Below are 26,566 nucleotides of genomic sequence, written 5' to 3'. Positions count from 1 at the left end.
GTGATTTTATAGGGCGCTTTTAAATTGCTCTAAAAAGCGTAGATCATTTTCACTTAACAAACGAATATCGGTTATTTGATGTAATAGCATAGCAATACGATCAATACCGACACCAAAAGCAAATCCAGAATAAATTTCAGGATCTAGTCCGCAATTTGTAAGCACATTTGGGTCTACCATACCACAGCCACCAATTTCTAACCAACCAGTACCTTTTGTAATTTTGTAATCCGATTCTGTTTCTAATCCCCAGTATACATCAACCTCTGCACTTGGTTCGGTAAACGGAAAATAAGAAGGTCTTAATCTAATTTTAGATTTACCAAAAAGTTCGGCAGTAAAGTATTGAAGCGTTTGTTTTAGATCGGCAAAAGAAACGTCCTTATCAATATATAAGCCTTCTATTTGGTGAAAGAAACAGTGAGATCTTGCCGAAATAGCTTCGTTTCTATATACTCTACCCGGAGATATGGTACGAATAGGAGGTTGATTGTTTTCCATATAACGCACTTGAACCGATGAGGTGTGTGTACGTAAAAGTATATCTGGATCTGTTTGAACAAAGAAGGTATCTTGCATGTCTCTCGCAGGATGATATTCTGGTAAATTCAACGCTGTGAAATTATGCCAGTCATCTTCAATCTCTGGACCTTCAGAAACATTGAAACCAATTCTAGAGAAAATATCAATGATTTTGTTCTTTACTATAGAGATAGGATGACGTGAACCTAATTCAATAGGATTTCCAGGTCTGGTTAAATCGCCATACACCTGTTCATCAGTTTGGTTATTTTCTAAAACTTCTTTTAAAGATTCTACCTTTTCTGTAGCAGCTTGTTTAAGTTCGTTGATAGTTTGGCCGAACTCTTTTTTCTGGTCCTTAGGTACATTCTTAAACTCTGCAAAGAAGTCGTTAAGTATACCTTTTTTACCTAAATATTTAATACGAAACGTTTCAACAGCTTCCATATTGTCAGCTGTGAACGATGCTACTTCAGAGATTTGTTCTTTTATCTTATCAATCATGAATGTTGATTAAAGCCGCAAATTTAAAACTTTTAAAACAGGTATGATATGTTTTTGTTGCTTAAGATGAATCAGCTAGAGGTAAATTCATCTTTTACATTAGCCTTTACCCAAATTAAACACTCATCGAACTCATCAAAAATATGTTCTTCTGGTATTAGTTCTGGTATAACGCCAACACGCTCCATCATATAACGAGGCTGATTTAAAACATCGACAAAGAGAATATTTATGCCTGATTTTCGAAGGCTTATAAGAACATCTTCAAGAGTGTATAAACCAGATTGGTCCATGTATTGCATTCTGCCCATTCTTATAATTACGGTAGATGCCGTTTCAGGTATTTGATCTGCCATTTGTTGAAACTCACTAGTAGATCCAAAAAATAACGGTCCTTTCAAATGTTTAATAAAAACTTCTTCTTGTAGACTTTTAGGAAACGCAGCTTCATCTGGCCAGTTTACTTCTTTTTCTAAAGATTTTACATCTGATCGTTCTGCTGTTAAATCGCCCATTTTCTTCATAAACATTAAAGAAGCAATTACTAGACCTACACCAACGGCGTAAACCAAGTTCCAAACAGAAGAAAGTACCAGAACTACAAGCATTATAACTACCTCAGAGCTGAATTTAATAGGTCCTAAGCTCATATCTTTTGGTAAACTTGGAATTGCCTTTAAACCTTTATAATCCATAACACCAATACCTACCGTAACTAAAATACCGGCTAATACCGCAGCAGGAATTTGAGAAGCAATAGGGCCAAGAGCTAGAAGTACAATCAATAGTAGAACACCGGCAACCATACCAGATAATTTTGTTTTACCACCTGCATTAATATTTACAACAGTACGTATAGTAGCTCCTGCCCCTGGTATTCCACCAAATATTGCGGCAATACTGTTACCAATACCTTGGCCAACTAATTCTTTGTTAGGCTTGTGTTTGGTTTTGGTCATGTTATCTGCAACTACAGAAGTTAAAAGTGAATCTATGGCACCAAGTAATGCTAAGGTAAGAGCGGTAAATACATATGGAGTTACTGAGCTTAATTGAAATTCGGTGAATATGCCAAGGTTAGGCATAGGAAAACCGCTTGGTATTTGTTCTATTGGCCTATAGTCTAAGCCAAATCCATAAGCCACACCAGACACCACAATTAGTGCAACCAAAGCACTTGGAATTGTAGTGGTTATTTTTTTGAAACCATAAATGATGGCAATGGTAGAAAGTGCAAGAATTAATTCGAGCCAATTAATGTTGTTAAGTGCTCTTGGTAATACTTTAATTGCACCTATTACCCCAGATGCTTCAGATTTAGCTAATGTTTGAGCCTCTTTCATCATATCGGCTTCCGTTATTCCTTCAGCACGAGAGATAGTCTCTTTAAAATCCTCTAAAACCAATATACCTTCACCAGCTTCTTCTTTTAAGATATTATCTAGAATAATCTCTTCGGCCATAGGTTTGTATAGGTTTACAAACTCAGCATCTTCTTTTGGGTAATACCCAATAGCCGGTAAAATTTGTGTAACTAGAATTATAACACCAATAGCTGTCATAAAACCAGATACTACAGGGTAAGGAATATATCTAATGTATTTTCCAATACCCAAAAGGCCTAAGCCAATTTGCATTAATCCCGCTAAAAGAAAAACTATTAAAATTGCAGGTAGGGCTTTTTCAAGACTACCATCGTTCATGGCAACAATACCGGCTATTACCACCATACTCACAGCAGTCATTGGTGCTGTAGGTCCAGATATTTGTGTACTGGTTCCGCCAAAAAGTGCTGCAAAAAAACTTATAAAAATAGCACCATAAAGTCCGGCACTAGGTCCTAGACCTGAGCTAACCCCAAACGCAAGTGCTAAAGGTAAAGCAACAATACCCGCTGTAATACCGCCAAATAAATCTCCTCTGAAATTTGAAAATAAATTCTTCATAATTTAAAATAATGAATTTTAATGAGATAGAGTCACAATAATTAGAAGTGATTCTACTCGTGTTTAATTAATAAATTTTCGTTGGCTGCGAATAATTGATTGATTTCCCTTAAGTATAGAGCCGATGGTTTAACATCGGCTCTATTTGTGTTATGTACAGTTGATTCTAGTTGTAAAAATCAACGGCACCAGTAGCGATATCATACATAGCTCCCACTATCATGACTTCACCATTTTCTTCCATTTCTGCTAATACCGGACTTTGTTTTCTGATATTATCAATAGTTAATTCAACATTTTTTGCTGAAACACTATCTACGAAATCTAAGTTTTTTGAATTTCGTAAGCTTTCATCGGTCGGTTCTTTAACAGCATCTACAGCTGGCTCTATTTTTTTGATAAGCGCAGTTAAATTACCTAACCTAGCATGGTCACAAGCACCTTTTATAGCACCACAACTTGTATGGCCTAAAACAACAATTAAGTTGGTACCAGCTAATTTGCAACCAAATTCCATACTTCCAAGTATGTCTTCGTTTACAAAATTACCAGCTATTCTAACACTAAAGATATCTCCTAATCCTTGGTCAAAAACTAGTTCTGCAGAAACTCTTGAATCTATACAGCTTAATATTGTGGCGAAAGGAAATTGACCTTCGCTAGTGTCATTTACTTGCTCTAAAAGGTTACGATTTGCTTTTAGGTTATTCTGAAATCTTTGATTTCCTTCTTTTAAGAAATCTAATGATTTCTTAGGAGTCATCGTTGATTGTGTTTCTTTAGTATGTGCTTTCATATTTTTTTATAATTATTTACAATGTATAATTTGTTTGGCCCATTAGTATTAGAGGAACATTAAGATTATTGATGATGTCGTTAATATTAGTGGGCATAGAAAGAGATTTGTTTTTAGAATCTCCCTTGTTTTGTGATCTATTGATGCAAAGTAGATTAATATTATTGATAGCTACATAGTTTGATATATTCTTTATAGAATTATCGTTACTATCAAATACAAATTCAATCTCCTTTCTTTCTTTTGACACTTTTGTTTTATCTGAAGTGTCGGCATTCTTCAATATTCTAAATGATTTTAAAGGCTTTTGCGAATGTAAAAGTAAATTTTCTGTCAGTGAAGCAATAGATGTCTCTTCGTCACCACTTAATACACCTAAAGATAAATCTTTGTCGATGTTAAGAACTTGATTTTCATCAGACAAAAAAACAGGTCCATTATGCTTTTTAAGTACAAACGGAATAAGATTGTCTCCAAGGATGTTAAATACCTTAGATTTTCTTTTTCCTAATACTATAAAATCTGGCTTTTCCTTTTCAATGTAATTGGCTATTTCATTTTTAAGATTTCCAATAGTACAAGAATAGGTTAATGGTACACCAAAATCTTTGGAATATGTTGTGACGATAGAATTTATATCGTTATCCATATCTCTATATTCACTATTCAAAGAACGTATTGCTGAAAGATGGCTGTCTTCAGTAACTACTTCTGTCGCTTTCTTAACATGGAAAATGGTTATTTCTCCATTGAGCATCTTAGCTAGGCTAAGCGTACTTTTAAGTGTGTTTCCCAAAGATTTTTTCAAATCTGAGAAAACAACGATTTTATATTTTTTACTCATTTTTGTTTTTTTTAGTTGATTGAATATAATCCCAATCTGTTAGCTTAAGCTCAATTTAGATTTTGGGCGTTCCTCAAAGAATCCTATAAAACTTGGCGGATTTTCAACAACACCTCTCTTTGAAATTAACTTAATATCTATGTTTCTCTCTGATGCCTTAAGCCTGAAATCTTCTAAAATCTCAACAATATCATAATCCAAATACCTGGTCTTTAAAATGTCTAATTCTAAATACGTATCTCTTGGAAGATTGTCTAGTTCTTTAAGAATAGCACCTTTATTGAAAAAGGTTACTTCTTCTGCCAAAGACATTTTTATCTTATGCTTACCGTTACTATTATCTTCAATATGCAGAAAATGCGAGTTTTGGTAGCTTTTTAAAAGAATTACTACAATACCTACGGCAAGACCTAAACTAATACCGATTAATAAATCTGTAAAAACGATACCGAATACCGTTACGAAAAAAGGCACGGATTGTTTCCAACCTAATTGGTACATTTTTACAAATAACGCTGGCTTAGCTAATTTATAACCTACAATAAATAATATGGCTGCTAAAACTGATAGCGGAATCATATTTAATAGTGTAGGAATTAAAATAACAGAAATCAGTAATAGAAAACCATGAATTATTGCTGAAAGCTTAGTTCTACCATTAGATTGTATGTTAGCAGAACTACGAACAATAACTTGTGTAATAGGCAGACCACCTATTAAACCAGATACGATATTACCAGCACCTTGCGCAAGCAATTCTCTGTTAGTTGGCGTAACATTTTTATGTGGATCTAATTTATCTGTTGCTTCAACACAAAGTAAAGTTTCTAAACTAGCTACCAAAGCAATGGTAAAAGCTGTTACCCAAACTTGCGGATTTGTGATGGCACTAAAATTAGGAAAGCTAAACTGACCTATAAAAGAGGCTGCATCTTTAGGAACAGGTACACTAACCAAATGCTCAGATGAAATAGCAAATATTTCACTGTTTTGTGTAACAATAAAGAATATGATACCAACTGCAACAGCTACTAAAGGACCTTGTACAAGTTGAAATATTTTTCCTTTTTTAGAAAGAACTTTATCCCATAATAAAAGAATGGCCATACCTATAACGGCAACAAGAGTTGCACCAGGACTAATATTATTTATGGTATTGAAAATTTCTGAAAAGGTATTTTCCCCATCAACTTGAAAGAAAGCCCAATCGCCTTCTGGATCAGGATCATAACCGAAGAAATGAGGTATTTGCTTAAGAATTATGATGATACCAATACCGGTAAGCATACCTTTAATTACAGAAGAAGGAAAATAATATCCTATGACACCTGCTTTTAAAATTCCGAAAATAATTTGAATAATACCACCTAATACAACGGCTACCAAGAAATTTTCATAACCACCTAAAGCACCTATTGCGGTTAATACAATTGCGGCTAAACCAGCTGCAGGACCACTTACTCCAATTTTGGAACCACTAAGTGCGCCAACAAAAATACCACCAACAATACCAGCAATTAATCCTGAAAATAAAGGTGCGCCACTAGCTAATGCTATACCAAGACATAATGGTAGGGCTACAAAGAATACAACGATACTCGCAGGAATATCGCTCTTAATATGTTTAAACATGTATAAAAAGTTTATGTCCCAAAGTTATTTTGGAACAGATTAGTTAACTGATGTAAAATAAAAATGAAGAAATTAACTAATGTAGTCGGGAGGAGGAGATGGAACTTCTAATGACAGGTCTATATAGCCTATCATGCTGAAGTTGCTGATTATAGAATTTTCAAAAATGGCTGCTATTGAAAAATCTAACAAACTTTCCTTAACAAACTTTTCTTCGCCCATAGATTTTTTACCAGTCTCTTGCTCTTCTTCGTTAAGATTGGTTATTAAAATAGGGTTTTCAACATCGCATAGGGTTATGATGCTTGGTGCAGTAACTGCAAAAAGCCATAATAACAGTAAAGTAATGCGAGCAAAAAAAGTCATGTACTAAAAATAAGGTATAAAGATAGTACTGAAATGGTTAAAAACTGTTAACTATAATCTAAAAATCCTTTAACAATTTAAGTTCATTGTTTTGAATCCATCCTGTTTTACCATCTGCTAATCTAATTTTATTCCAGTCATTTAGCTTCTCTAAAACATTCACTTTGGTTCCTGCATGAATCAAAAATACTTCTGCACTAGCGTCGTTAGGCTCAGATTTTACAATACTTTCTTCCGAAAATATTATTGCAGGTTGATTTTCATCGAAATCATTTCGTTGAATAAAAGCAAATAGAACCGAGATTAAACAAAAGAACAGTGCAAGTAAACTACCTATAAATGTCCATCGTTTTCTTGTGCTGTAATTAGAGTTATAAAATAAAATATATAAAAGCACAAAAAGTAGCATAAAGACAATCGCTGTATACGCCCACTGATCAAAAGTTAATTTGCCGGTTATATTTTTATACAATTTACTCAACCCTGTTTCAGGCATTGTATCAATAGCATCTATGGTCATATTCTGAGCATAGCTTAGGTTCGTTTTTATTTCATTATCGTTTGGCGATAGTAGCAAAGCCTTCTCATAGTAATAGATACTCTCGGCAATCATATTGAGCTTGTAATACGAATTACCAAGGTTATAGTAAACGGCGCTAGAATGCTCGTCATTGTTTAAAATATCTTCATAATAAGATACGGCCTTATCATAATCACCGGTATTATAAGCCGCTGTGGCCTGCTCAAACAATTTATTGTTCTGAGCGGCACAAAAGAGAACCGTGAAAAGGCTAATAAGAGTAGCTAGCTTTTTGAACATACTTATAATTGTTTATCCATTAAAGAGATTACCTCGCTTGCCTTATCATAATCGGCTTGCATTTGTACGTTTGAGAATGGGCTGTATCTTGCCGCTTCACAATTTTTAAGAAGCGCTATAAAACTGTTTACCGTAGTGTCGTCAATTTGCTTCTCTGTAAGCAGCTCGGTTATTTTATCTTTACTGAACTCTGAGGTTTCTATTTTCAATTTTGCTTTTAGGTAATTATGTAGCGCTCGTTCAAGGGCAACGTAAAAAGATTCTTTATTACCTAGTTGTTTTCTTGCTGCAGATAAATATTTACGGGCAAGTTTATTAGCTTTTCTAATTTTATTTCCAACTATATCACCAGCAATAGCATCTCTTTTCTTTCTAAAGAAAATAGCTAATGGAATTAGTAATAACGGACCCAATAACCACAAGTAAAAAGAGGTAGAACCGAAAAAGTACGAAGCTGATTTACTTGTTAGGTTTGGTGTCAGCTTTAAAAAATTGAATTCATTTCCGCTGCTAACAACAGATTGCTTGTTGCTATTGGTAGTTGCATCAGAATTGGAAGAAGCGCTTAACGGACCCTCTAAAACATTGATAACAATTTCATCTGATGTAAGTGTTTTATATTTTTCGGTGGAAGGATTAAAATAACTAAAGCTTAAAGGTGATATTGGATATTTACCTCTAAAGGATGGTACAATAGTATATTGGTTGCTCACTTTGCCCTGCATACCGGCTAAGGTTGTTCTAACGCCTTCTGTAAACTCAGGTTCATAAACCTCTAAAGCACTAGGTAATTCTAGTTCTGGAAGTTTGAATAATTTTAAATTTCCCCTACCACTTACTTCTATAGTTGCTTGTAAAGATTCTGAAGCGTTTAAGCTTTTTTTACTTGTTGTAACCGAAAAATCAAAATCACCTACTGCACCATTAAAATCAGCAGGTTGATTGTCTAATGGCAACGCTTTTACATTAATAGTTCTGTTTCCTGCAGATACGGTTTTGTTTGTTTGGGCATACATTCTCTGACCAAAGAAATCTCGTCTTTGGGTAGGTACATCTACGCTTACATCAAGCGATAACGGTTCAATATCTAATTTTCCAGATTTTTGCGGGTAAAGAACCACACGTTTTAAGATTACATAACGATATGGCTTGCCCTTGTAGGTACCATTTTGAGCACTAAGAGCATTTACTTTAATATCTTGACTCCAAAAATTATTATAAGTTGGGTTATCTAAAGGTTGATAGTTCGAAACCCTGATATCTGGACTTACATACAACTTGTAAATTACGGTGATAGCTTCGTTCAAATACGGATTCGTTTTTGAAATTTCGGCAACCAAATGTAAATTTTCATCTGCTATATCATCAGCTGTCATTTGATCACTAGGCTTGTCTACTGCCGCAGTGACTTCCACATTTTGTGCCAATGACTTGTATGTTTCACCACCAATTACGATAGAGGCTTGTTTAATAGTGAATTTACCTCTAGCAGTAGGCGATAATGTGTATGAATATGATTTAGAATAACTTCTTACACCATTGATCCATGAAGAACTAATAGATTGTGATGGTCCCATAATAACCTTAAAACCGGTAAAATCTGGTGGATTAAAATTATCGCCATCGCGGTTCATAATAAAATCTACACGTAGTCTTTCGTTTAGACCAAGCTTAGGTTTGCTTAGTTTCATCTCAAAAGTAACGTCATTGTTATCTTGCCCCATCATCAATACGGATGATAGAAAAACGGTTAATACTAACCCAAGTTTAGCTATGGACTTAAAGTCTACCAATCTTTTTCGGTTTTAATTTTAGCACCTTTTACTTTTTTAGCATCGATTTTATCTTGCACCTTTTTTTCTGCATTTTGCATGGCTCTCAATAAATTCTCAACCTGCTGCTTAGAAAGTTGATTCGGTCTAGGTTGCTGTTGCTCTTGTTCGTTATCGCCTTCGCCTTGTTCGGGCTTCTTTTTTTGATCAGATTTATTGTCTCCTTCACCTTCTTTATTATCGTCTTTCTTCTCTTCGTCCTGATCCCCCTCGTCACCCTTATCGCCGTCTTCGCCTTGATCTTTTTTATCCTCGTTTTCTCCTTCGTCTTTTTTATCTTGATCTTTATTCTCGTCTTTATCGTCTTTGTCCTTATCCTTGTCGTCTTGATCCTGCTTGTTTTCGTCTTGTTCTTTTTTCAAAAGCTCTTTTGCCAAGGCTAAATTATAACGGGTTTCTTCATCGGTAGGGTCATTACGTAAGGCTTCTTTATAAGCTTCTACTGCTTTTGCATAATCTTTACGCTTCATAAAAACATTTCCCATATTGTGGTAAGCTTTATGTTTATCTACTTTAGAGGTAGATGCCTCGCCTGCTTCTTTAAATCTACCAAAGGCTTCATTATACGTTTCATTTTCGTAATAGGCGTTACCTAAATTATAAGGGGCAGCACTATTCTCTGTACTTTTTGCAATAGCCTTTCTGTACGCTACTTCTGCAGCAATAAAGTTATCTTCAGATAGCGCTTTGTTTGCATCCCAAGTAAGATTGGTAGACGACTGTAAAGATTTTTCTTTTACTTTTTCATCAACCTCTTGAGCAAGAGATGAAAAGCAAACAAAAAGTAGTACTAAAACTGTGCTTATTTTATTCATTTCTTTTCTCATTGAACAAATTGAGTTTCTTTAACCAGCTTGTCTTGCGGTCCAAGATAAATATATCTAAAAAGAGAAGCAATAGTGCCCCACCAATAAACCATTGAAACTGATCTTTATATTCTGCGAATTGTTTGGCTTCAAATTCCTTTTTATCCATTTTTAACAATTCATCTTTAATAAATTCTACGGCTGCATCGGTGTTAGAGCCATCTATATATTGCCCATCACCTTCATTTGCGATATCTACTAAAACACTCTCGTTTAATCGAGTAATTACGGTTTCTCCTTGACTGTCTTTTTTCAAGCTTTCTAAAATTCCGTTTCTTTTGATAGGTATTGGAGCACCTTTTTCTTTACCAACACCAATGGTGTAAATAATAATGCCTTCATCAACGGCATCTTCTACAGCATCTAATGTAGAACCTTCTGAATGATCTTCACCATCAGAGATAATGAACAATACACGGTTGGTCTGTTCTGCATCATCGTAATAAGTTGTAGCTAATTCTATTGCTTGATCTATAGCTGTACCTTGAGACGTTAGCATATCTGTATTCATGCCCTGTAAGAACATTTTAGCAGCGCCATAGTCGGTTGTAATCGGTAGTTGCGGGTACGCTTGACCTGCGTAAGCAATTATTCCTATTCTATCACTTGCCAATTGGTTTATGATTTCAGAAACCAATCGTTTTGCCTTCTCCAACCTGTTTGGGGCAATATCTTCAGCAAGCATACTTTTACTGACATCGACAGCAAAAACAATATCTACGCCTTCCCTTTTAACGGTCTCTAGTTTTGTACCGATTTTAGGATTCACCAGACCTATAATCATTAAGGCTAAGGCAAGAATAAAAACGACTAATTTTAAACCTCCTTTGTTATAAGAACGATTTGGTGTTAGTCTTTTTAAAAGTTCTGAGTCTGCAAATTTCTTTTGTGTTCTCTTTTTCCATACCAATAATAATAGGAACAACACCACTATCACCGGAATGATAATAAGTAAATAGAAATATATTTTTTCGTCGTACTGTACCATATTATACAAAGCTTCTAAAAAGCGTGTTTCTTAAAATCCATTCTAACAAAAGCAAACCTCCGGCCAATAAAACCCAAAGTCTAAATTTCTCTTCGTAGCGGTAATATTTAAATTCCTCTACCTCTGTTTTTTCAAGCTTATTGATCTCATCATAGATTTCCTCTAGAGATTCGTTGTCCGTCGCTCTAAAATATCGACCTCCTGTAGCACTTGCAATATCTTTCAATAACTCTTCGTCTATCTCTACTTGGCGCATTCCATATCTAAAAGAACCGTCGGCATTATAAGCAATAGGTGAAAGGGCATTTCCGTTGGTGCCCAAACCTATAGTATACGTTTTAATACCAAATTCTATAGCTAGGTCTGATGCTGTTTGGGGTTCAATAAAACCAGTGTTGTTAACGCCATCTGTCAATAGAATAATGATTTTACTTTTGGCCTTACTATCTTTCAACCGGTTTACCGATGTTGCGAGTCCCATACCTATTGCGGTACCGTCTTCTAATTGACCGTATGTAACTTCTGAAAGTGCGTTCAGTACAATAGACTTATCTGTAGTAATCGGTGTTTTGGTATATCCTTCACCGGCATAGGCAACAATACCAATACGGTCGTTAGGTCTTTTCTTTATAAAATCTGCAGCAACATCTTTTAATGCAGATAGCCTGTTTGGCTTTAAATCTCTTGCCAACATACTAGAAGAAACATCAATGGCCATTACAATATCAATACCTTTTGTGGTTTTGGTGCGCGTAGATATATCTTCTGTCTGTGGTCTAGCCAGTGCTACAATCATAGCACCTAATGCCAATAAGCGTAGAATGAACAAGCCTGGTTTTAGTTTCGGTAAAATACTGCTATAGGTAAAACCTTTTACACTAGAAATGCGTAATGATGCAGTTTGCTCTGTTTGCTTAAATATATACCACACGATTGCTAATGGCAGTAATAGAAACAGCCAAAAGAAATCAGGATTTGCAAATGATATATTATCGAACATTTATAATTCTGTTTTAACTTCTACCGATGCTAAAATTCGGTCTACTATTTCTTGAGCGTAGTTATCGTCTTCTAACCAAGTTAGAATAATGTATTGCTGAAAACCTTTGCCACCAAAAAGTAGTACGGTATATTCACCTTCCATTAATTCTTTTGATCCTGGAGCTAAAAATTTACCGCTACCAAAAACTTTCGCCCCTTTAACACCACTTATTGTACTAAACTCTTCTTGTTTGGTAATGATATTCTTTGCACCCTGACTTTCAAAATTCGATAAAATCTGTTCAATGGTTTTATCGAACTCTGGCTCCACATCTTTTTGTGCCAGCGTTACAGATGTCGTGGCTACATTAAAAAGACCAATAGGACTAGAATATTGAAATGCTTGTATATCTTCAATGGCAGCCTTGGCTTCGGGCGGTAATTTTATGTTTTGACGTACGAGAACTTGCGGAGTCTCTATTTGAACAGGAGGAAAGCCATAGTTACTACGTACCCATTCGCCTTCTAAAAGCTCTTTTGTAGGATGTCCTAAAACGGTATCTTTTAAATAACCAAAACCAAATTTTACGCCGGCAATGGTAATACCAATCAATACTACAGCAATGGTAGAAATTATTGCAATTTTAATTTTCTTCTTTTTAGCTTTACGCTCTAATTCTTCTTGATATTCGGCCTGTTCCAGTAGTTCTTCTTCTGTAGGTTCTGGTAAAGCTTCATGGGTTTTTTCGACAATGTGTTCAACTAACTTTCTGTCTTGTTCTGCTACCGAAGTAGAAGGCTTATTCTTAGCAAATTTTACTAAATCTGCCGTTTGTAATATTTGTGAGAATTGTTTGATGGTATCATTGTCCAACTTTAATTCTCCAGCATCTTTTAATAGCTCTAATTTTTCGATTAATTGACCCGTGGTACTTTCTAGTGCGGTAACATGTGCATCTTCTTCTAAATAAGAACGTACAATGCTAGTTAGTTCAGAATAGTATTGTTTGTACTCGTCTTGTATTAAGTATTTAGAATTCTCTAAACGTTTAAGTTCTAATAAAGCTCTGTCGTATGGTGGTAAAAGTGCTACTTTCTCTTCTTCTGTAAGTGGTTTTTTACGGAAAACGAACCAGTAAAGCAGTCCGCCTAAAATCAGCAATATCAACAAACCTATCAGCAAATACTTCCAAAAAGCTAGCTTGCTTTTCTCAACATTTATCAATGGTTTAATGTCGTACATTTTCTGATTCAAGGTATCTACTGGTATGGTAGCTACATTGATCAGTGTAGAATCGGTCATGTAACCAGTTCCATTAATATCAATTCGTTGCGATGGTAATTTGTATGCACCAGAATCAAATTGGGTAAGGGCGTATATTTTTTGAAGTGTTAGTCTGTCTTTTTTTCTTGTGGTATCAGTCGCAAATGCCTCTACGGTCTCTAATGGTGAAAATGTTTGCCCCTCAGGGAAAATAACAAAATCGGTAGAATCTATATCGACTGTAATTGTCCATTGAACCTGTTCGCCAATTTTTATATAAGTGGTGTTGACTTTTGTTGAAATCGTTGGTCGTTCTTGAGCAGATAGTTCAACGAAGAACAGTAGAAATACCAATAAAGGTGAAATTCGTTTTATGAACGAAACACCGCTTTTAATTATTCTATTAGTATAAATCATTCGTATCAACCTCTTCTTTTAAAATAGCCCAATAATTTTTTTACATAACTTTCATCGACCCTACAATCTAAAACTCCGCAACCAGCTTTGGTAAAAGAATCTTTAAAGTAGGCAACACGTTCTAAGTTATATGCAGCGTAAGCATTACGTACTTTTTTAGATTTTGTGTTGATCAATTGTAATTTGCCGGTCTCTGCATCTTCAATTTGCACCATACCTATATTAGGAATGGTTTCTTCTCGCTCATCGTAAATACGAATACCTGTTAAATCGTGCTTGCTACCAGTAATTTTAAGAGTTTTTTCATATCCTTCATCAATAAAATCAGAAAGAACAAAAACAATCGCTTTCTTTTTCATGATACTGCTTAAGAATTTTAATGCCTGTGCAATATCTGTCTTATTACTTTTTGGCTTAAACTCTAACAACTCTCTAATGATTCGTAAAACGTGTGTTTTTCCTTTTTTAGGCGGTATAAAAAGTTCAATTTGATCAGAGAACAAAATGACACCGACCTTATCATTGTTTTGTAGTGCACTAAAAGCTAATGTTGCCGATATTTCGGTAACGATTTCATTTTTAAATTGATTGGTAGTACCGAATAATTCAGATCCACTAATATCTACCATGAGCATCATGGTCAATTCTCGCTCCTCTTCAAAAACCTTAATGTAAGGTTCATTATATCGTGCGGTAACATTCCAATCAATATTTCTTACATCATCACCAAATTGATACTGTCGTACTTCACTAAAGGTCATACCACGACCCTTAAATGTAGAGTGGTATTCCCCACCAAACATATGGTCAGAAAGACGTCTCGTCTTTATTTCAATTTTTCGTACTTTTTTGAGTAGCTCTTTGGTATCCATTTTTTTAGTAAACAGTTTACAGTCTCCGTTAGCAGTTTAACATATTCGGCATAAATTATAGTATTTACCGAATATCACAACTAGTTTAAGGTACTTCTATCTCGTTTACAATTTTGTTGATGATGTCAACAGAGGTAATATTCTCGGCTTCTGCCTCGTAAGTAATCCCTATTCTATGTCTTAAAACATCGTGTACAATAGCTCGCACATCTTCAGGAACTACATAGCCTCTTCTTTTTATAAAGGCATAACATTTTGCAGCGACACCTAAGTTGATACTTCCCCTTGGCGAAGCACCAAAACTAATTAAAGGTTTTAAACTTTCTAAATTATATTTTTCAGGATATCTGGTGGCGAAAACAATATCAAGAATATATTTCTCGATCTTTTCGTCCATATATACTTCACGTACCGCTTTCTGTGCGCTTAGTATTTGTTCTATGGATACAACAGCGTTTACGGTCTCATAATTACCTAATAAATTCTGGCGCATAATCAACTGCTCTTCATTTATTTTTGGATAATCGATAACAGTCTTCAACATAAAACGGTCCACTTGAGCTTCAGGTAACGGGTATGTTCCCTCTTGTTCAACCGGGTTCTGAGTTGCCATTACTAAGAAGGGCTTGTCAAGAATAAAAGTTTCGTCACCAATGGTCACTTGCTTCTCTTGCATGGCTTCTAATAAAGCAGATTGTACTTTGGCAGGAGCACGGTTAATCTCATCAGCAAGAACGAAATTTGCGAAAATAGGACCTTTCTTAATCGAGAAGTCATTCAGTTTCATATTATAGATTAAAGTACCTACAACATCTGCCGGAAGTAAATCTGGCGTAAACTGTATTCTACTAAAACTCCCTTTAACAGCTTTTGAAAGTGTGTTAATGGCCAAGGTTTTTGCTAAACCGGGTACACCTTCCAGCAAAATATGACCTTGTCCTAAAAGTCCGATTAATAAACGCTCAACCATATATTTCTGGCCTACGATTACCTTATTCATTTCAAGCATCAGTAAATCGATAAAAGCGCTTTCTTTTGCTATTTTCTCATTAACAGCACTAATGTCAATTGAAGTATTTTCTTCCATTTAAAACTATATATTATTGATTGTTAAGGCTTCTAATTTTAACAGTTACGCAAATTGAAAATTTATTCACTCAGTCGCTGTTAATGATAGGTTAAAAAATTGGAAAACCCCTGATTTTTATGAAGGTTTTAAGGGATTTCTTTTTAATTTCATCAATCAAATAACAATATATTGAAATATTCTAGAATAATTGCAGGTACAATGACTTGGGGTAAATGGGGGAAAAAGCATTCTACCACCGAGATGATCTCATTAATGAATCATTGCTTAGATAATAACATTACCACTTTTGATCATGCCGATATTTATGGTGATTATACCAATGAAGAAGATTTTGGCAAAGCATTTAAAAAAAGTGAAATAAAAAGGGAAGATATTCAACTCATTAGTAAATGTGGTATTCAGTTCGATGTAACAGAGCGTACGAACAGGGTCAAGCATTACGATTATAATAAAGACTATATCGTATCATCGGTAGAGCGTTCTTTGAAAATGTTACAGACAGATCATTTAGATATGCTGTTGCTGCATAGGCCTAGCCCTTTAATGAATCCCTCAGAAATCGCTGAGGCAATAGATAAATTAAAGAATGATGGAAAAATCAGGCAATTCGGAGTGTCAAATTTTACACCATCTCAAATTCAACTTATAGAAAAAGAAATACAAGTTGAGGCGAATCAGGTAGAGTTTTCATTGTCATGTAACGCAGTAATGAACGATGGTACTTTAGACGATTGTATAACGTATGACAGACTAGCAATGAGCTGGAGTCCACTGGGTAATTATTTTAGAGAAGAGTCTAAGGCAAATGCAAGAATTAAAAAAGTATTGGCTGATTTTACTAAAAAATATGATGCAACAGAAGATCAACTTTTGTTGGCTTGGATTTTAAAACACCCCTCTAATATTCACCCTGTTGTAGGCACGGCGACACCAAAGCGGTTAAAAATGGCTATGGATGCCGTTTCAATTGATATGGATGTACAAGATTGGTTTATCTTGCTGGAAGCTAACGAAGGACACGAGGTTGCATAATTATAAAAAATAATGAGAAAAACAGCATTTATTACTGGCGCTACAAGTGGTATTGGAAAATCTACAGCGATTCTATTTGCCTTAAACGGAATTAATTTGGTGTTGTGTGGTCGACGTCAAGATCGGCTAGATGCGCTAAAAGAAGAACTTGGTAAAGAAGTTCAGGTACACACTTTAAATTTTGATATCCGTAATAAAGAATCTGTTCAAGAAGCGGTTGATTCGCTACCAAAAGAATTTTCTCAAATAGATATTTTGATCAATAATGCAGGTAACGCTCATGGAATGGATACCATTCAAGATGGCAATATTGATGATTGGGATGCCATGTTGGATATCAATGTAAAAGGCTTATTGTATGTTTCAAAAGCCATAATCCCTCAAATGGTCGCTCGTGAATCTGGTCATATCATTAACATTGGTTCTACTGCAGGTAAAGAAGTTTACCCAAAAGGCAATGTATATTGCGCAAGTAAGCATGCTGTCGATGCCATTAATCAAGGAATGCGAATAGATCTTAACGGCACGGGAGTTCGTGTTGGGGCGGTAAACCCTGGGTTGGTAGAAACCGAGTTCAGCAATGTTCGTTTTAAAGGAGATGATGATAGAGCCGAGAATGTGTATAAAGGATTTCAACCCTTAAAACCAGAAGATATCGCAGATATTATTCATTTCGTTGTCACTAGACCATATCATGTAAATATCGCTGATTTGATAGTAATGCCAACGGCGCAAGCTTCTTCTACCATTGTAGATAAATCATAAATTAGGCAGTAATTGAAGAATCGTTCGTAGATAAATAGCTAATCATGATCAATAAACGCCTTTTGGTAAAAAACTTACTCGCTCATAACGACGAGAATAGTTTTTACGATAAAAAGCGATTTATTTCAATCGGAGAAAAAGAAGGCAAGGGTAAGTTTTTAAAGCATGTTTGTGCTTTGGCAAACAGTAATCCTTCAAATAATTCTTTTATAGTTATAGGGGTTGAAGATGAAGATAATAAAATTGTAGGGGTAGATTTTTTTGATGATAGTAAGATTCAAAATTTGGTGAATGCCTATTTAGATAATCCCCCGTTAATATCTTACGAGAACATTCCATTTCCACATTTGCCAGAAGGTAAAGTTGTGGGGTTGGTGACTATAAAATCTATTGGTAAAATTTGTTCGCTCAGAAAAAACATATGGAAATATTACGGAGGTTCTGTATTTTTTAGAGAAGGTAGTATAAGCTTGCCTAAAGTTTTTGATATAGAATTAAAAGATAGCAATTCTGAGGCTGTCGCCACTATCGAACAGCATGCGAAAAACAATATTGAGCTTACTTTAGATGGTGTTATAGATTTTTTAAATCATCGACATAAAGATTTAGAAAGTGACTACAAGGTTTTTAAAGAACAATTTGTAGTCTGCTGGGCAGGCAATAAAAAAGTAGTAAATGGAGAAACATATTTCTACCGGGTCGATATTGAATTAATAAACGAACAGGTAAAACTATTCTACTCTAATTTAGATGAGGTTACCATTACGTATAACAATGATTCATTTACCACGATTGAGTATGTGCAGCTAGGTTTGGCAGCTAAGCAAAAGTACTATCCTTTAGAAAAGGTGGTTATAAATTTCAGTGAAAACGGCACCTACCAAATTACGAGCGATTTACTTTTTGATCCACCAATACATGATGAAGACGAGCTAAAAAAGATATATAAAAGCAATAATATTTTGGTGGCAAAGGCAAATAAAAATATCGGATTGAGTATTGCTGAAGTTAGGCAATTGAAATATTTAGCAGATTCATATTTAATATGCTTTCTCAACGGATTTGAAGAAGCCAAAGAACAAATGGAAAATGCTAGGCAGATTTTAAAGCCAAAATACCCAGGAATAAATGCTTCGCTTAAAGAAGCGCTTCGTGTTCTTAGAAAAGTTAAATATTCTTAATCCAAAGTTGCTCGTAGGGCTTTAGTGGTAATTCGTTATTAATAAGTTCAAAAGTCTTGCCTGTAAGTAAATTAATAGAATTTTTGCCAGTACGAATTCCTATGTATAGTAACCAAGCTATGTTTAACTTTTCGGTAACCTCATTAAAGTTGGATAGTACCCAAACGCTATTGCCTTCATGAGTACGCTCATAAGCAAATACGTGTTCATTTGGACAACCATGAATTTTTATATCGTTGTTATCTGCAAATACATTGTGCTCTTTTCGTAAACGAATCATGTTTTTTAATCCGTTATAAATAATTGTGGAAGGACTCTCTTTTTCAGTGTTCAATTTAGCAATAACATCCCAATTTTGCATAGGTCTATTCACCCAACGATTATCATTGGCATGATCTTCATTTTGCTCGTAAGAGTAGTCGTTTAATGTGCCAATTTCATCGCCGGCATAAATCATGGGTATACCACCAAAGGTTAGAATAATACCATGCATCATTAATATTTTAGTGATAGCATAGTCGATAATATTTTTGTTGTTCTGCTCTAATGCAGTTTCGAGTCCGAGTAAAGAAGCTGCACTACCAGTAATTCTACCATCACCATTTTTAGGGTTGTACATAAACATTAACCCTTTTGCGGGTGACCATTCTAATTTGCCACAGTAATAATTTAATATAAATTGTTTGTGAGCTGTTGGATCAAAGCCCATGGCACGAACAAAATCATCGTCATAACCAAGTCCGATATCATCGTGGCAACGAATGTAATTGATCCAAGTAGCGTCGCTGGGTTTATTCGGAATCTCGGTAACACTCTTGACCATTAAATTGGCTTTTTTAGTGGCAATAGAGTTCCATAGCAAAGCCATTAAAGAGGCATTGTATGCAACTTCGCACTCGTTACCTTCGTTTATGTCTTCACCAAAATATTTTATAATATTTCTAGGGGCAACAATAGCTTCTGCCAAAAGAATAACACCTGGTGCAATTACTTGCAGGCACATTCTAAAAAGTGAAATAAGCGTATGCGCCTCAGGTAAATTTTGTGATGATGTTCCTAATTTTTTCCATAAAAATGCAAGGGCATCAAAACGTATAACATCTACACCTAAATTCGCTAAAGACATTAAATTACCGAGCATTTCAATAAATACTTCGGGGTTTCTATAGTTTAGGTCCCATTGGTAGTTGTTGAAGCAAGTCATAACCCACTTCTCCATTTCGTTGTTATAGGTGAAATTTCCGGGCGCCGATTGCGGAAATATTTCTGGTAGCGCCTTTTCAAACTCATCTGGTATATGGCGGTCAGAATAGGTATAATAATAATTTTGATGGTTTAGGCTGCCTTCTTTCGCTTTTTTCGCCCATATAAACTCATCTGAGGTATGGTTGACAACGAAATCTAACATTATGAATATATTATTCTCTCGTGCTTTTTTGGTAAACGTGGTAAAATCTGCCTTTGTTCCGTATTTAGGATCAATTTCATGATAGCTATTTACGGCATAACCACCATCGTTTTCACCGACAGGTCTTGTAGTTATGGGCATTAGGTGAAGAAAATTAATGCCTAAATCTTCAAAATAAGGTAATTTCTCTTTGAGTCCGTTGATGTTTTGATTGAAACGGTCAACATACAATTGCATACCGACCATTTGTTCGCTTTGGTACCAGTTTCCCGAATTTAAGCGTACAATGTCTTGTTTTTGAAGTTCTGCTGGGCGGTCGTTGAAAAGCCTTTCTAAAGTATCTAAAAGAGTGTAGAAATGTGCTTTATGTTCTGTTTCTTGATATAATGAAAAAAACTGATTTTTAATAAGCGAAAGATTGGTCGCTAATCTTTGGTCGAATAAAGATGATAAAGATGTAGCATCTTTTTTCTTTTGACCTTTTACGGTCATTAACCTATGTAATTCAGCTTGGTTCATTTTAAGAGTCTAATTGCTGTAATGTAGGTAGTGATACAATGGCACCAAAATTTTCGGTGGTTATCGCGCCAGCTTTATTAGCTCTAGAAACCATATTGCTAAGAAGATATTCGTCGGCTAATAAGTTTTCAAACTTAGAATGTTCTGCAATTTGCTGTAAAAGACAACCTATAAAAGCATCACCGGCACCAGTAGTATCTTTAGGTGTTACTTTTATACTAGGTATAGTTTTGCTGAAATTAGAAGTGCTTAATAGGGTGCCTTCGCTTCCTAGGGTAATAACTATTATTTGGGTTCCCATTTCGTGAAACACCTTGCATGCATCCTCTAAATCATCCTTACCAGAAAGTAACTTAGCCTCTTCTAAACTAAACTTACACAGATGAGATTTCTCAATAAAAGCATGACATTTGCGTATAAAAACATCCTCTTTATTTTTCCAAAGATCAATTCTAAAATTTGGGTCAAAACTGATAAATGCATTTTTTGTGAGTCCGTCAAATAAATACCTGCTATAGGTTTCTTCTAATGAACCACCTAAAAGTGCAGTAGCAGCACCAAAGTGTAAAATATTATTTTCAAAACTAGATTTTAGCGATGAATCATAGGTTAATTCTTTATCTGCACCACGGTTAAAAACGAAATCTCGCTCCCCATCTTCGTCTATAGAAACAAAAGCTAGGGTGGTAAATGTTTCACATTTTTGTGCTAAAGAGATATTTACTTTTTCATTTTCAAGAATGCGCAGTAAAAAAGTACCAAAAGGGTCATTGCCAACTGCACCAACAAAAAAGCTGTCGCCGCCAAGTTTACTAATTGCACAAGCGACATTTGCAGGTGCACCACCTGCTTTTTTAGAGAACTCTTTAGCTTTCGTTAAATCTTTACCTTGATTTTCGGCAACGAAATCAATCAACAATTCTCCAATACAGAATACCTTTTTCATAAATTTTAAGAAAATTAGTGAGTCTAAGTTAATTAGAAAAAGTAGCTACTTCCTAAATAATCTTAATTAAATGTCAAATTATAGCAGTTTATAGATTATTTTTTTGAATTAATATGTTTCTGATTTTGGGTCTGTTAATGAATTGCATATCTTGAATTACATATTTAAAAACACATATTGACCATGAGTATATTTGATGAAATAAAGAAAAAGCTGAGCCATGAGTTTATAGATATAGTTGAATGGCTAGATACTACCAACGATACTATTGTTCATCGTTTTGAGCGTTACCAAAATGAAATAAAAAACAATGCCCAGCTAATTGTGCGTGAGGGGCAAACTGCAGTTTTTATAAATGAAGGTCAATTAGCCGATGTTTTCAAGCCAGGAACATATACTTTAAACACGCAGAACTTACCTATACTAACAACTTTAAAAGGTTGGAAATATGGATTTGACAGTCCATTTAAGGCTGAGGTCTATTTTGTAAACACTCGTTTATTTACAGATGAAAAGTGGGGAACTAAAAATCCGTTCATGTTAAGCGATGACCGTTTTGGTTTGGTGGAGATACGCGCTTTTGGTACCTATAGTTTTAGAATTAATGACCCAGGTAAATTTATAGTAGATGTAGTGGGTACCGATGGTAATTTTACCAATTATGAAATTAACGAACATTTAAAAAGCTTAATAGTAACCCGTTTTACAGATACAGTAGGTGAAGCTAATTTACCAATAGAATTATATGCCGCAAATACTAGCGAACTTTCTGAAACTTGCCAAGAGGTAATGCAGCCAGAGTTCAATAGGGTAGGTATTGAGCTAGAGAAGTTCTACATCGAAAATGTATCGATGCCAGAAGAGCTTAAAAAAGAAATTTTTGAATACAGCCGTTTAGACAAATTGGATATGGGCAAATTGGCACAATTCAAAGCAGCTAAAGCAATGGAGTTGGCCGCTAAAAATGAAGGCGGTACCGCTGGTGCCGGCATGGGTATGGGTATGGGCTTTGTGTTAGCACAACAAATGGGCGGCTTAATGGGACAACCGGGAACACAGCCATTTGGTGGTCAACCTGCACAGCAGCCACAAGGACCACCACCAATGCCAACGCAGGTAACTTATTTCTATGCCGTAAATGGGCATCAGTTAGGACCTGTAGCGTTTGATAAACTAAAAGAATTATTCGCAAGCAGAACCATTAATAGGGATTCATTGATTTGGAAACAAGGAATGGCAAGTTGGACGGCATTGAAAGAGGTAGAAGAATTAAAATCGTTCTTGGGCGGTAATACACCACCACCATTACCAACGGCATAATCTTAAGCAATACGTATACTAACATACCTTTCTAAGATAAGGGATACTTTCTATGGACGATATTCAACAATCGGAGTATAAAAAAGCATGTGCAAATTGTGGTGCCGAGCTAAAATTTAAGCCAGGTTCACATCAATTAATATGCGAGTACTGTGGCTATGAAGAATTTATTGAGCAATCTAAAACTAGCTTTGAAGAGTTAGAATTAGAGCATTACTTAAAAATTGTTGGTGAAAATGCCTATACCGAGACTATAGAGCTGTTGCATTGTAAAAATTGCGGAGCTAACCAACATGTAGAAGAAAACTACAAATCGCTTAATTGTGTGTATTGTAGCGAGCCTTTAATTCGAGAAGATATTGAAAAAGAAGGGTGGATCTTACCAGGGGCTTTAGTTCCTTTTCAGTTAGATGCTAGAAAGGCACAAGCCATATTTAAAAATTGGGTAGATAAAATTTGGTTTGCACCAGACAATTTAAAAAAGGCAGCATTGGATCCAGAAGGCTTGCATGGGTTATATCTTCCGTATTGGACTTTCGATGCCAATCTTTTCGCATCGTACCAAGGGCAACGAGGAGACTATTATTATGAAAATCAAACCTACAATAGTAATAAAGGAAAGAGAACCAGACAGGTAAGAAAAACAAGGTGGACCTATGCTTCTGGAAAAGTGGAAGGTTTTGTTGATGATATTCTAATAAGTGCATCAGAAAAGAAGCGAAAAGAGATTCCGTCAAAAGTCACCTTTTGGAATTTGAAAGATTTAGTGGTTTTTAATTCGAAGTATCTATCTGGCTTTGTAACCGAAAAATATACGGTTTCATTAAAAGAGGGTCATCATAAATCGTTTCAAGAAGCCAAGAATATTGCCTATAATTGGATAAGGCGAGATATTGGTGGTGATACCCAAAGAATAGCAAATGCCGATATAAAATTATCAAATGAAAAGTTCAAACATATTCTGCTTCCTATTTATTTAAGTTCATATAGGTATGATGGTAAGGAATTCAATTTTTATATAAATGGGCAAACAGGGGTGCTAAGTGGAAATAGACCATATTCATTTTGGAAAATTTTCTTTTTAGTGATTTTTATCCTTGTCATAATAGCCATAATTGCGATTTTTGCTAAATGAGTTTAAAAAGAACACTGGTTGTTGGCGACATCCACTCAGGATTAAAAGCATTAAAGCAAGTACTTGAGAAAGCATCGATTACTGAAGATGATACGATAATTTTTTTAGGTGATTATATAGATGGATGGAGCGAGGCCGTTGAAACCATAAATTATCTTTTAGAATTACAAGAGACCTATAATTGTATATACCTACGCGGTAATCATGATGAACTTTGTTATGATTGGTTAACCGGTAAAGCAGACAACCCAACATGGTTTATGCATGGTGGTGAAGCAACTTCGATTTCGTACGGTAAAGCTTCTAAAGAAATAATAGATAGGCACATCAAGTTTTATGAAAGCTTAGAGAACTATTATTTAGATTCAGAAAATAGGTTGTTTTTACATGCGGGTTTTACAAACTTAAAAGGTATAGAGCATGAATATTTTAAAAAAACGTTCTATTGGGATCGCACCCTTTGGGAATTGGCACTTTCTTTAAATAAAGATTTAGATGAAGAGCATATTCATTATCCGAAGCGATTAACCAACTATTCTGAAATATACATAGGTCATACACCGGTAACACGTATTGGCAAAACCACGCCACAAAAAGCAGCTAATGTTTGGAATATTGATACGGGCGCAGCCTTTAAGGGGCCGTTAACTGTATTTAATGCGGATGTAAAAGAATATTGGCAAAGCGAGCCTGTTCATACCTTTTATCCCAATGAAACGGGCAGAAACTAAGAAAACCGTTAACTTTACTAAAAAAATAGATTGTTTTATTGACGATCTTTGAAAAAAAATATACTATGTCTACTAAAAATATAAGATTAGAAGTGATGCAGGCCTTAGAGCCTAAGGTAGAAAGTTTCATGGATTCTTTCCTTATAAAACCAGAGGATATATGGCAACCAACAGATTTTTTACCAGATTCTCAAAAGGATACTTTCTTACAAGAGGTAAAAGATATTCGTGAAGAATCTAAAGATTTAGGATATGATTTTTGGGTAACCATGGTGGCAGATACCATTACCGAAGAGGCATTGCCAACTTATGAATCTTGGTTAATGGATGTTGTTGGTATTGACCAGCACGGTGACCATAAAACGAATGGTTGGGCGAAATGGGTTCGCGCTTGGACAGCTGAAGAAAATAGACACGGTGATGTGTTGAACAAATATCTTTATTTATCTGGAAGGGTAAATATGAAAGAAATCGAGATTACTACCCAACATTTAATTTCTGATGGTTTTGACATTGGTACCGATCGTGATCCATATAAAAACTTTGTGTACACCTCTTTTCAAGAATTGGCTACCAATATTTCGCATAAGCGTGTTGGGCAAATGGCTAAGAAAAAGGGAAATGCCTTATTAGGTAAAATGTGTACCATTATTGCAGGTGATGAAATGAGACACCACTTGGCCTATAGAGAATTTGTAAAGACTATTTTAGGTGAGGACCCATCGGGTATGATGATTGCCTTTGCAGATATGATGAAGAAGAAAATTGTTATGCCAGCACACTTTTTACGTGAGTCTGGTGGTACGATAGGATCGGCATTTGAGAACTTCTCTAACTGTGCACAACGTTTAGGTGTGTATACGGCGCAAGATTATGTAGATATTCTAAGTAAGCTTAATGCGTATTGGGAGCTAGAAACTGTTCGTTCTTTAAATGAAGAAGCTGAAAAGGCACGTGACTATTTAATTAAGTTACCTTCAAGACTAGAAAGAATTGCAGAGCGTATGAAATTTCCGCAAGATCAATACCACTTTAAGTGGGTTGAGGCAAACGGAGCATTATAAAGCAAAAAAAAATCCCGATCATTACTGATCGGGATTTTTTTTGCTTTAAACGGTAGGTTATAATTTACCGTGTTTGTGTTCATCTTGCCACTTTACAAGTTCTGCCCACTTACCTTCATAGCACATTTTAGCTTGTAATGGCCAAGAAGCAGGATCGTGAATCTTATATCGTGTACCGCCAGTATCCAATATTTTTTGACATGCTTCTAAACTAGCCTCAGAAAGTTCTTTCCAGGTTTTAATGCCATGGTCTTTGAACATTCCTTCAATTTTTGGACCTATACCTTCAACAAGTTTCAGGTCATCTTGTTTAATGGTTTTTCCAAAAGCAGCCTTTGCAGCAGAGCCGTCAAAAGCTAAAGCGCTACTTGTAGCGGCACCGGCAGCAAAAGAGGCGGCAGATGCACCTAGATTAGTACTTGGTGCAGCAGGAGCAGCTTTTGCAACCTTGCTTGCAGCAATTACCCTTTGGTTACACGCATCTAAATCAGCTTTCAATTTACTATTACTTGCTTTAAGATTGTTTAGATCAGATAGTTCGGCTTTTAACTTCGTGTTACTAGCGGTAAGACTATTGATTTCAGCAGAATTATCTATAACCTTGGCAGAGCTTTTTCCGAGTAGGTAACCTAGTATTCCACAAATGATACCAACTAAAGCTGGAATTAGCCAGCACCAAATATTCATATTTTCAAAATTCATGTTATTTCTTGTTTATTGGATTA

The 26,566-nt window shown here is 35.3% G+C and carries 24 protein-coding genes; 7 read left to right on the top strand and 17 right to left on the bottom strand.

Annotated elements, in window-relative coordinates; all coding sequences use genetic code 11:
* Positions 1–6: 6 nt before the first annotated feature.
* The 14 genes from pheS to DFQ03_RS15805 all read right to left on the bottom strand — a co-directional run bounded on the left by pheS (position 7) and on the right by DFQ03_RS15805 (position 15,737).
* Positions 7–1,026, bottom strand: a complete 1,020-nt coding sequence (gene pheS / locus DFQ03_RS15870) for a phenylalanine--tRNA ligase subunit alpha (protein WP_133674221.1) — start codon at positions 1,024–1,026, stop codon at positions 7–9.
* Positions 1,027–1,097: 71 nt separating this feature from the next.
* Positions 1,098–2,972, bottom strand: coding sequence for a SulP family inorganic anion transporter (locus tag DFQ03_RS15865; RefSeq protein WP_133674220.1), 1,875 nt, complete (start codon positions 2,970–2,972; stop codon positions 1,098–1,100).
* Between the two features lie 166 nt (positions 2,973–3,138).
* Positions 3,139–3,768 carry a carbonic anhydrase family protein gene (locus DFQ03_RS15860; protein ID WP_027065700.1) on the bottom strand — a complete coding sequence of 210 codons (630 nt, stop codon included), beginning with the start codon at positions 3,766–3,768 and terminating at the stop codon, positions 3,139–3,141.
* A gap of 16 nt (positions 3,769–3,784) precedes the next feature.
* Positions 3,785–4,612: a universal stress protein gene (locus DFQ03_RS15855; RefSeq protein ID WP_133674219.1), complete on the bottom strand. Its 828-nt coding sequence runs from the start codon at positions 4,610–4,612 to the stop codon at positions 3,785–3,787.
* A 39-nt stretch (positions 4,613–4,651) separates the two neighbouring features.
* Positions 4,652–6,244, bottom strand: a complete 1,593-nt coding sequence (locus DFQ03_RS15850; RefSeq protein WP_091901252.1) for a SulP family inorganic anion transporter — start codon at positions 6,242–6,244, stop codon at positions 4,652–4,654.
* A gap of 72 nt (positions 6,245–6,316) precedes the next feature.
* The gene (locus DFQ03_RS15845; RefSeq protein ID WP_133674218.1) at positions 6,317–6,610 is read right to left on the bottom strand and encodes a hypothetical protein; all 294 of its coding nucleotides are present in this window, start codon (positions 6,608–6,610) and stop codon (positions 6,317–6,319) included.
* Between the two features lie 58 nt (positions 6,611–6,668).
* Positions 6,669–7,430 (bottom strand): tetratricopeptide repeat protein, encoded by a 762-nt coding sequence (locus DFQ03_RS15840; RefSeq protein ID WP_133674217.1) that lies wholly within the window; start codon positions 7,428–7,430, stop codon positions 6,669–6,671.
* 2 nt (positions 7,431–7,432) lie between these two features.
* A complete protein-coding gene (locus DFQ03_RS15835) occupies positions 7,433–9,157 on the bottom strand; it encodes a BatD family protein (RefSeq protein WP_133674298.1) in 1,725 nt (574 codons plus the stop codon).
* Positions 9,158–9,216: 59 nt separating this feature from the next.
* The gene (locus tag DFQ03_RS15830; RefSeq protein ID WP_133674216.1) at positions 9,217–10,077 is read right to left on the bottom strand and encodes a tetratricopeptide repeat protein; all 861 of its coding nucleotides are present in this window, start codon (positions 10,075–10,077) and stop codon (positions 9,217–9,219) included.
* A complete protein-coding gene (locus DFQ03_RS15825) occupies positions 10,070–11,116 on the bottom strand; it encodes a VWA domain-containing protein (protein WP_133674215.1) in 1,047 nt (348 codons plus the stop codon). The genes DFQ03_RS15830 and DFQ03_RS15825 overlap by 8 nt, the downstream gene beginning before the upstream one ends.
* A 1-nt stretch (position 11,117) precedes the next feature.
* Positions 11,118–12,116, bottom strand: a complete 999-nt coding sequence (locus tag DFQ03_RS15820) for a vWA domain-containing protein (RefSeq protein WP_133674214.1) — start codon at positions 12,114–12,116, stop codon at positions 11,118–11,120.
* Positions 12,117–13,778, bottom strand: coding sequence for a hypothetical protein (locus DFQ03_RS15815; RefSeq protein WP_133674213.1), 1,662 nt, complete (start codon positions 13,776–13,778; stop codon positions 12,117–12,119).
* A 5-nt stretch (positions 13,779–13,783) separates the two neighbouring features.
* Entirely contained in the window at positions 13,784–14,650 is an 867-nt protein-coding gene (locus tag DFQ03_RS15810; RefSeq protein ID WP_133674212.1) for a DUF58 domain-containing protein, read from the bottom strand.
* A gap of 85 nt (positions 14,651–14,735) precedes the next feature.
* Entirely contained in the window at positions 14,736–15,737 is a 1,002-nt protein-coding gene (locus tag DFQ03_RS15805; RefSeq protein ID WP_133674211.1) for an AAA family ATPase, read from the bottom strand.
* A gap of 171 nt (positions 15,738–15,908) precedes the next feature.
* On the opposite strand from DFQ03_RS15805, the gene DFQ03_RS15800 reads away from it, so the two are divergent.
* From DFQ03_RS15800 to DFQ03_RS15790, 3 genes are read left to right on the top strand one after another with little or no spacing between them, the layout of a single operon-like run.
* Positions 15,909–16,772, top strand: coding sequence for an aldo/keto reductase (locus tag DFQ03_RS15800; RefSeq protein WP_133674210.1), 864 nt, complete (start codon positions 15,909–15,911; stop codon positions 16,770–16,772).
* 12 nt (positions 16,773–16,784) lie between these two features.
* Positions 16,785–17,537, top strand: a complete 753-nt coding sequence (locus DFQ03_RS15795) for an SDR family NAD(P)-dependent oxidoreductase (protein WP_133674209.1) — start codon at positions 16,785–16,787, stop codon at positions 17,535–17,537.
* 44 nt (positions 17,538–17,581) lie between these two features.
* Entirely contained in the window at positions 17,582–18,718 is a 1,137-nt protein-coding gene (locus DFQ03_RS15790) for an ATP-binding protein (protein WP_133674208.1), read from the top strand.
* Here the strand turns inward: DFQ03_RS15790 and DFQ03_RS15785 are convergent.
* Positions 18,705–20,645, bottom strand: a complete 1,941-nt coding sequence (locus DFQ03_RS15785; protein ID WP_133674207.1) for an amylosucrase — start codon at positions 20,643–20,645, stop codon at positions 18,705–18,707. The two genes, DFQ03_RS15790 and DFQ03_RS15785, sit on opposite strands and share 14 nt — an antisense overlap.
* 1 nt (position 20,646) lies before the next feature.
* On the bottom strand, positions 20,647–21,591 hold the full coding sequence (locus tag DFQ03_RS15780) for a carbohydrate kinase family protein (RefSeq protein WP_133674206.1): 945 nt from the start codon (positions 21,589–21,591) through the stop codon (positions 20,647–20,649).
* A gap of 183 nt (positions 21,592–21,774) precedes the next feature.
* On the opposite strand from DFQ03_RS15780, the gene DFQ03_RS15775 reads away from it, so the two are divergent.
* The 4 genes from DFQ03_RS15775 (at position 21,775) to DFQ03_RS15760 (ending at position 25,841) form a co-directional block, all read left to right on the top strand.
* Entirely contained in the window at positions 21,775–22,911 is a 1,137-nt protein-coding gene (locus DFQ03_RS15775; protein WP_133674205.1) for an SPFH domain-containing protein, read from the top strand.
* Between the two features lie 52 nt (positions 22,912–22,963).
* On the top strand, positions 22,964–24,046 hold the full coding sequence (locus tag DFQ03_RS15770) for a DNA helicase PriA (RefSeq protein ID WP_133674204.1): 1,083 nt from the start codon (positions 22,964–22,966) through the stop codon (positions 24,044–24,046).
* Positions 24,043–24,777, top strand: a complete 735-nt coding sequence (locus DFQ03_RS15765) for a metallophosphoesterase family protein (protein WP_133674203.1) — start codon at positions 24,043–24,045, stop codon at positions 24,775–24,777. Before DFQ03_RS15770 ends, DFQ03_RS15765 begins: the two co-directional genes overlap by 4 nt.
* Positions 24,778–24,842: 65 nt before the next feature.
* Positions 24,843–25,841, top strand: a complete 999-nt coding sequence (locus DFQ03_RS15760) for an acyl-ACP desaturase (RefSeq protein WP_133674202.1) — start codon at positions 24,843–24,845, stop codon at positions 25,839–25,841.
* A gap of 57 nt (positions 25,842–25,898) precedes the next feature.
* Here DFQ03_RS15760 and DFQ03_RS15755 read toward each other — a convergent pair whose 3' ends face one another.
* Entirely contained in the window at positions 25,899–26,543 is a 645-nt protein-coding gene (locus tag DFQ03_RS15755) for a hypothetical protein (protein ID WP_133674201.1), read from the bottom strand.
* Positions 26,544–26,566: the final 23 nt, after the last annotated feature.

The organism is Maribacter caenipelagi (genome assembly GCF_004364175.1).
GTDB classification, from domain to species: domain Bacteria; phylum Bacteroidota; class Bacteroidia; order Flavobacteriales; family Flavobacteriaceae; genus Maribacter; species Maribacter caenipelagi.
The sequence above is the reverse complement of the archived record's forward strand: the minus strand, read 5'-3'. Positions and strand labels throughout refer to the sequence as shown.

Bases quoted from the DNA above. Each gene is read 5' to 3' on its own strand.
- pheS (WP_133674221.1), bottom strand. From the start codon at position 1,026: ATGATTGATAAGATAAAAGAACAAATCTCTGAAGTAGCATCGTTCACA.
- DFQ03_RS15865 (WP_133674220.1), bottom strand. From the start codon at position 2,972: ATGAAGAATTTATTTTCAAATTTCAGAGGAGATTTATTTGGCGGTATT.
- DFQ03_RS15860 (WP_027065700.1), bottom strand. From the start codon at position 3,768: ATGAAAGCACATACTAAAGAAACACAATCAACGATGACTCCTAAGAAA.
- DFQ03_RS15855 (WP_133674219.1), bottom strand. From the start codon at position 4,612: ATGAGTAAAAAATATAAAATCGTTGTTTTCTCAGATTTGAAAAAATCT.
- DFQ03_RS15850 (WP_091901252.1), bottom strand. From the start codon at position 6,244: ATGTTTAAACATATTAAGAGCGATATTCCTGCGAGTATCGTTGTATTC.
- DFQ03_RS15845 (WP_133674218.1), bottom strand. From the start codon at position 6,610: ATGACTTTTTTTGCTCGCATTACTTTACTGTTATTATGGCTTTTTGCA.
- DFQ03_RS15840 (WP_133674217.1), bottom strand. From the start codon at position 7,430: ATGTTCAAAAAGCTAGCTACTCTTATTAGCCTTTTCACGGTTCTCTTT.
- DFQ03_RS15835 (WP_133674298.1), bottom strand. From the start codon at position 9,157: ATGATGGGGCAAGATAACAATGACGTTACTTTTGAGATGAAACTAAGC.
- DFQ03_RS15830 (WP_133674216.1), bottom strand. From the start codon at position 10,077: ATGAATAAAATAAGCACAGTTTTAGTACTACTTTTTGTTTGCTTTTCA.
- DFQ03_RS15825 (WP_133674215.1), bottom strand. From the start codon at position 11,116: ATGGTACAGTACGACGAAAAAATATATTTCTATTTACTTATTATCATT.
- DFQ03_RS15820 (WP_133674214.1), bottom strand. From the start codon at position 12,116: ATGTTCGATAATATATCATTTGCAAATCCTGATTTCTTTTGGCTGTTT.
- DFQ03_RS15815 (WP_133674213.1), bottom strand. From the start codon at position 13,778: ATGATTTATACTAATAGAATAATTAAAAGCGGTGTTTCGTTCATAAAA.
- DFQ03_RS15810 (WP_133674212.1), bottom strand. From the start codon at position 14,650: ATGGATACCAAAGAGCTACTCAAAAAAGTACGAAAAATTGAAATAAAG.
- DFQ03_RS15805 (WP_133674211.1), bottom strand. From the start codon at position 15,737: ATGGAAGAAAATACTTCAATTGACATTAGTGCTGTTAATGAGAAAATA.
- DFQ03_RS15795 (WP_133674209.1), top strand. From the start codon at position 16,785: ATGAGAAAAACAGCATTTATTACTGGCGCTACAAGTGGTATTGGAAAA.
- DFQ03_RS15790 (WP_133674208.1), top strand. From the start codon at position 17,582: ATGATCAATAAACGCCTTTTGGTAAAAAACTTACTCGCTCATAACGAC.
- DFQ03_RS15785 (WP_133674207.1), bottom strand. From the start codon at position 20,645: ATGAACCAAGCTGAATTACATAGGTTAATGACCGTAAAAGGTCAAAAG.
- DFQ03_RS15780 (WP_133674206.1), bottom strand. From the start codon at position 21,591: ATGAAAAAGGTATTCTGTATTGGAGAATTGTTGATTGATTTCGTTGCC.
- DFQ03_RS15775 (WP_133674205.1), top strand. From the start codon at position 21,775: ATGAGTATATTTGATGAAATAAAGAAAAAGCTGAGCCATGAGTTTATA.
- DFQ03_RS15770 (WP_133674204.1), top strand. From the start codon at position 22,964: ATGGACGATATTCAACAATCGGAGTATAAAAAAGCATGTGCAAATTGT.
- DFQ03_RS15765 (WP_133674203.1), top strand. From the start codon at position 24,043: ATGAGTTTAAAAAGAACACTGGTTGTTGGCGACATCCACTCAGGATTA.
- DFQ03_RS15760 (WP_133674202.1), top strand. From the start codon at position 24,843: ATGTCTACTAAAAATATAAGATTAGAAGTGATGCAGGCCTTAGAGCCT.
- DFQ03_RS15755 (WP_133674201.1), bottom strand. From the start codon at position 26,543: ATGAATTTTGAAAATATGAATATTTGGTGCTGGCTAATTCCAGCTTTA.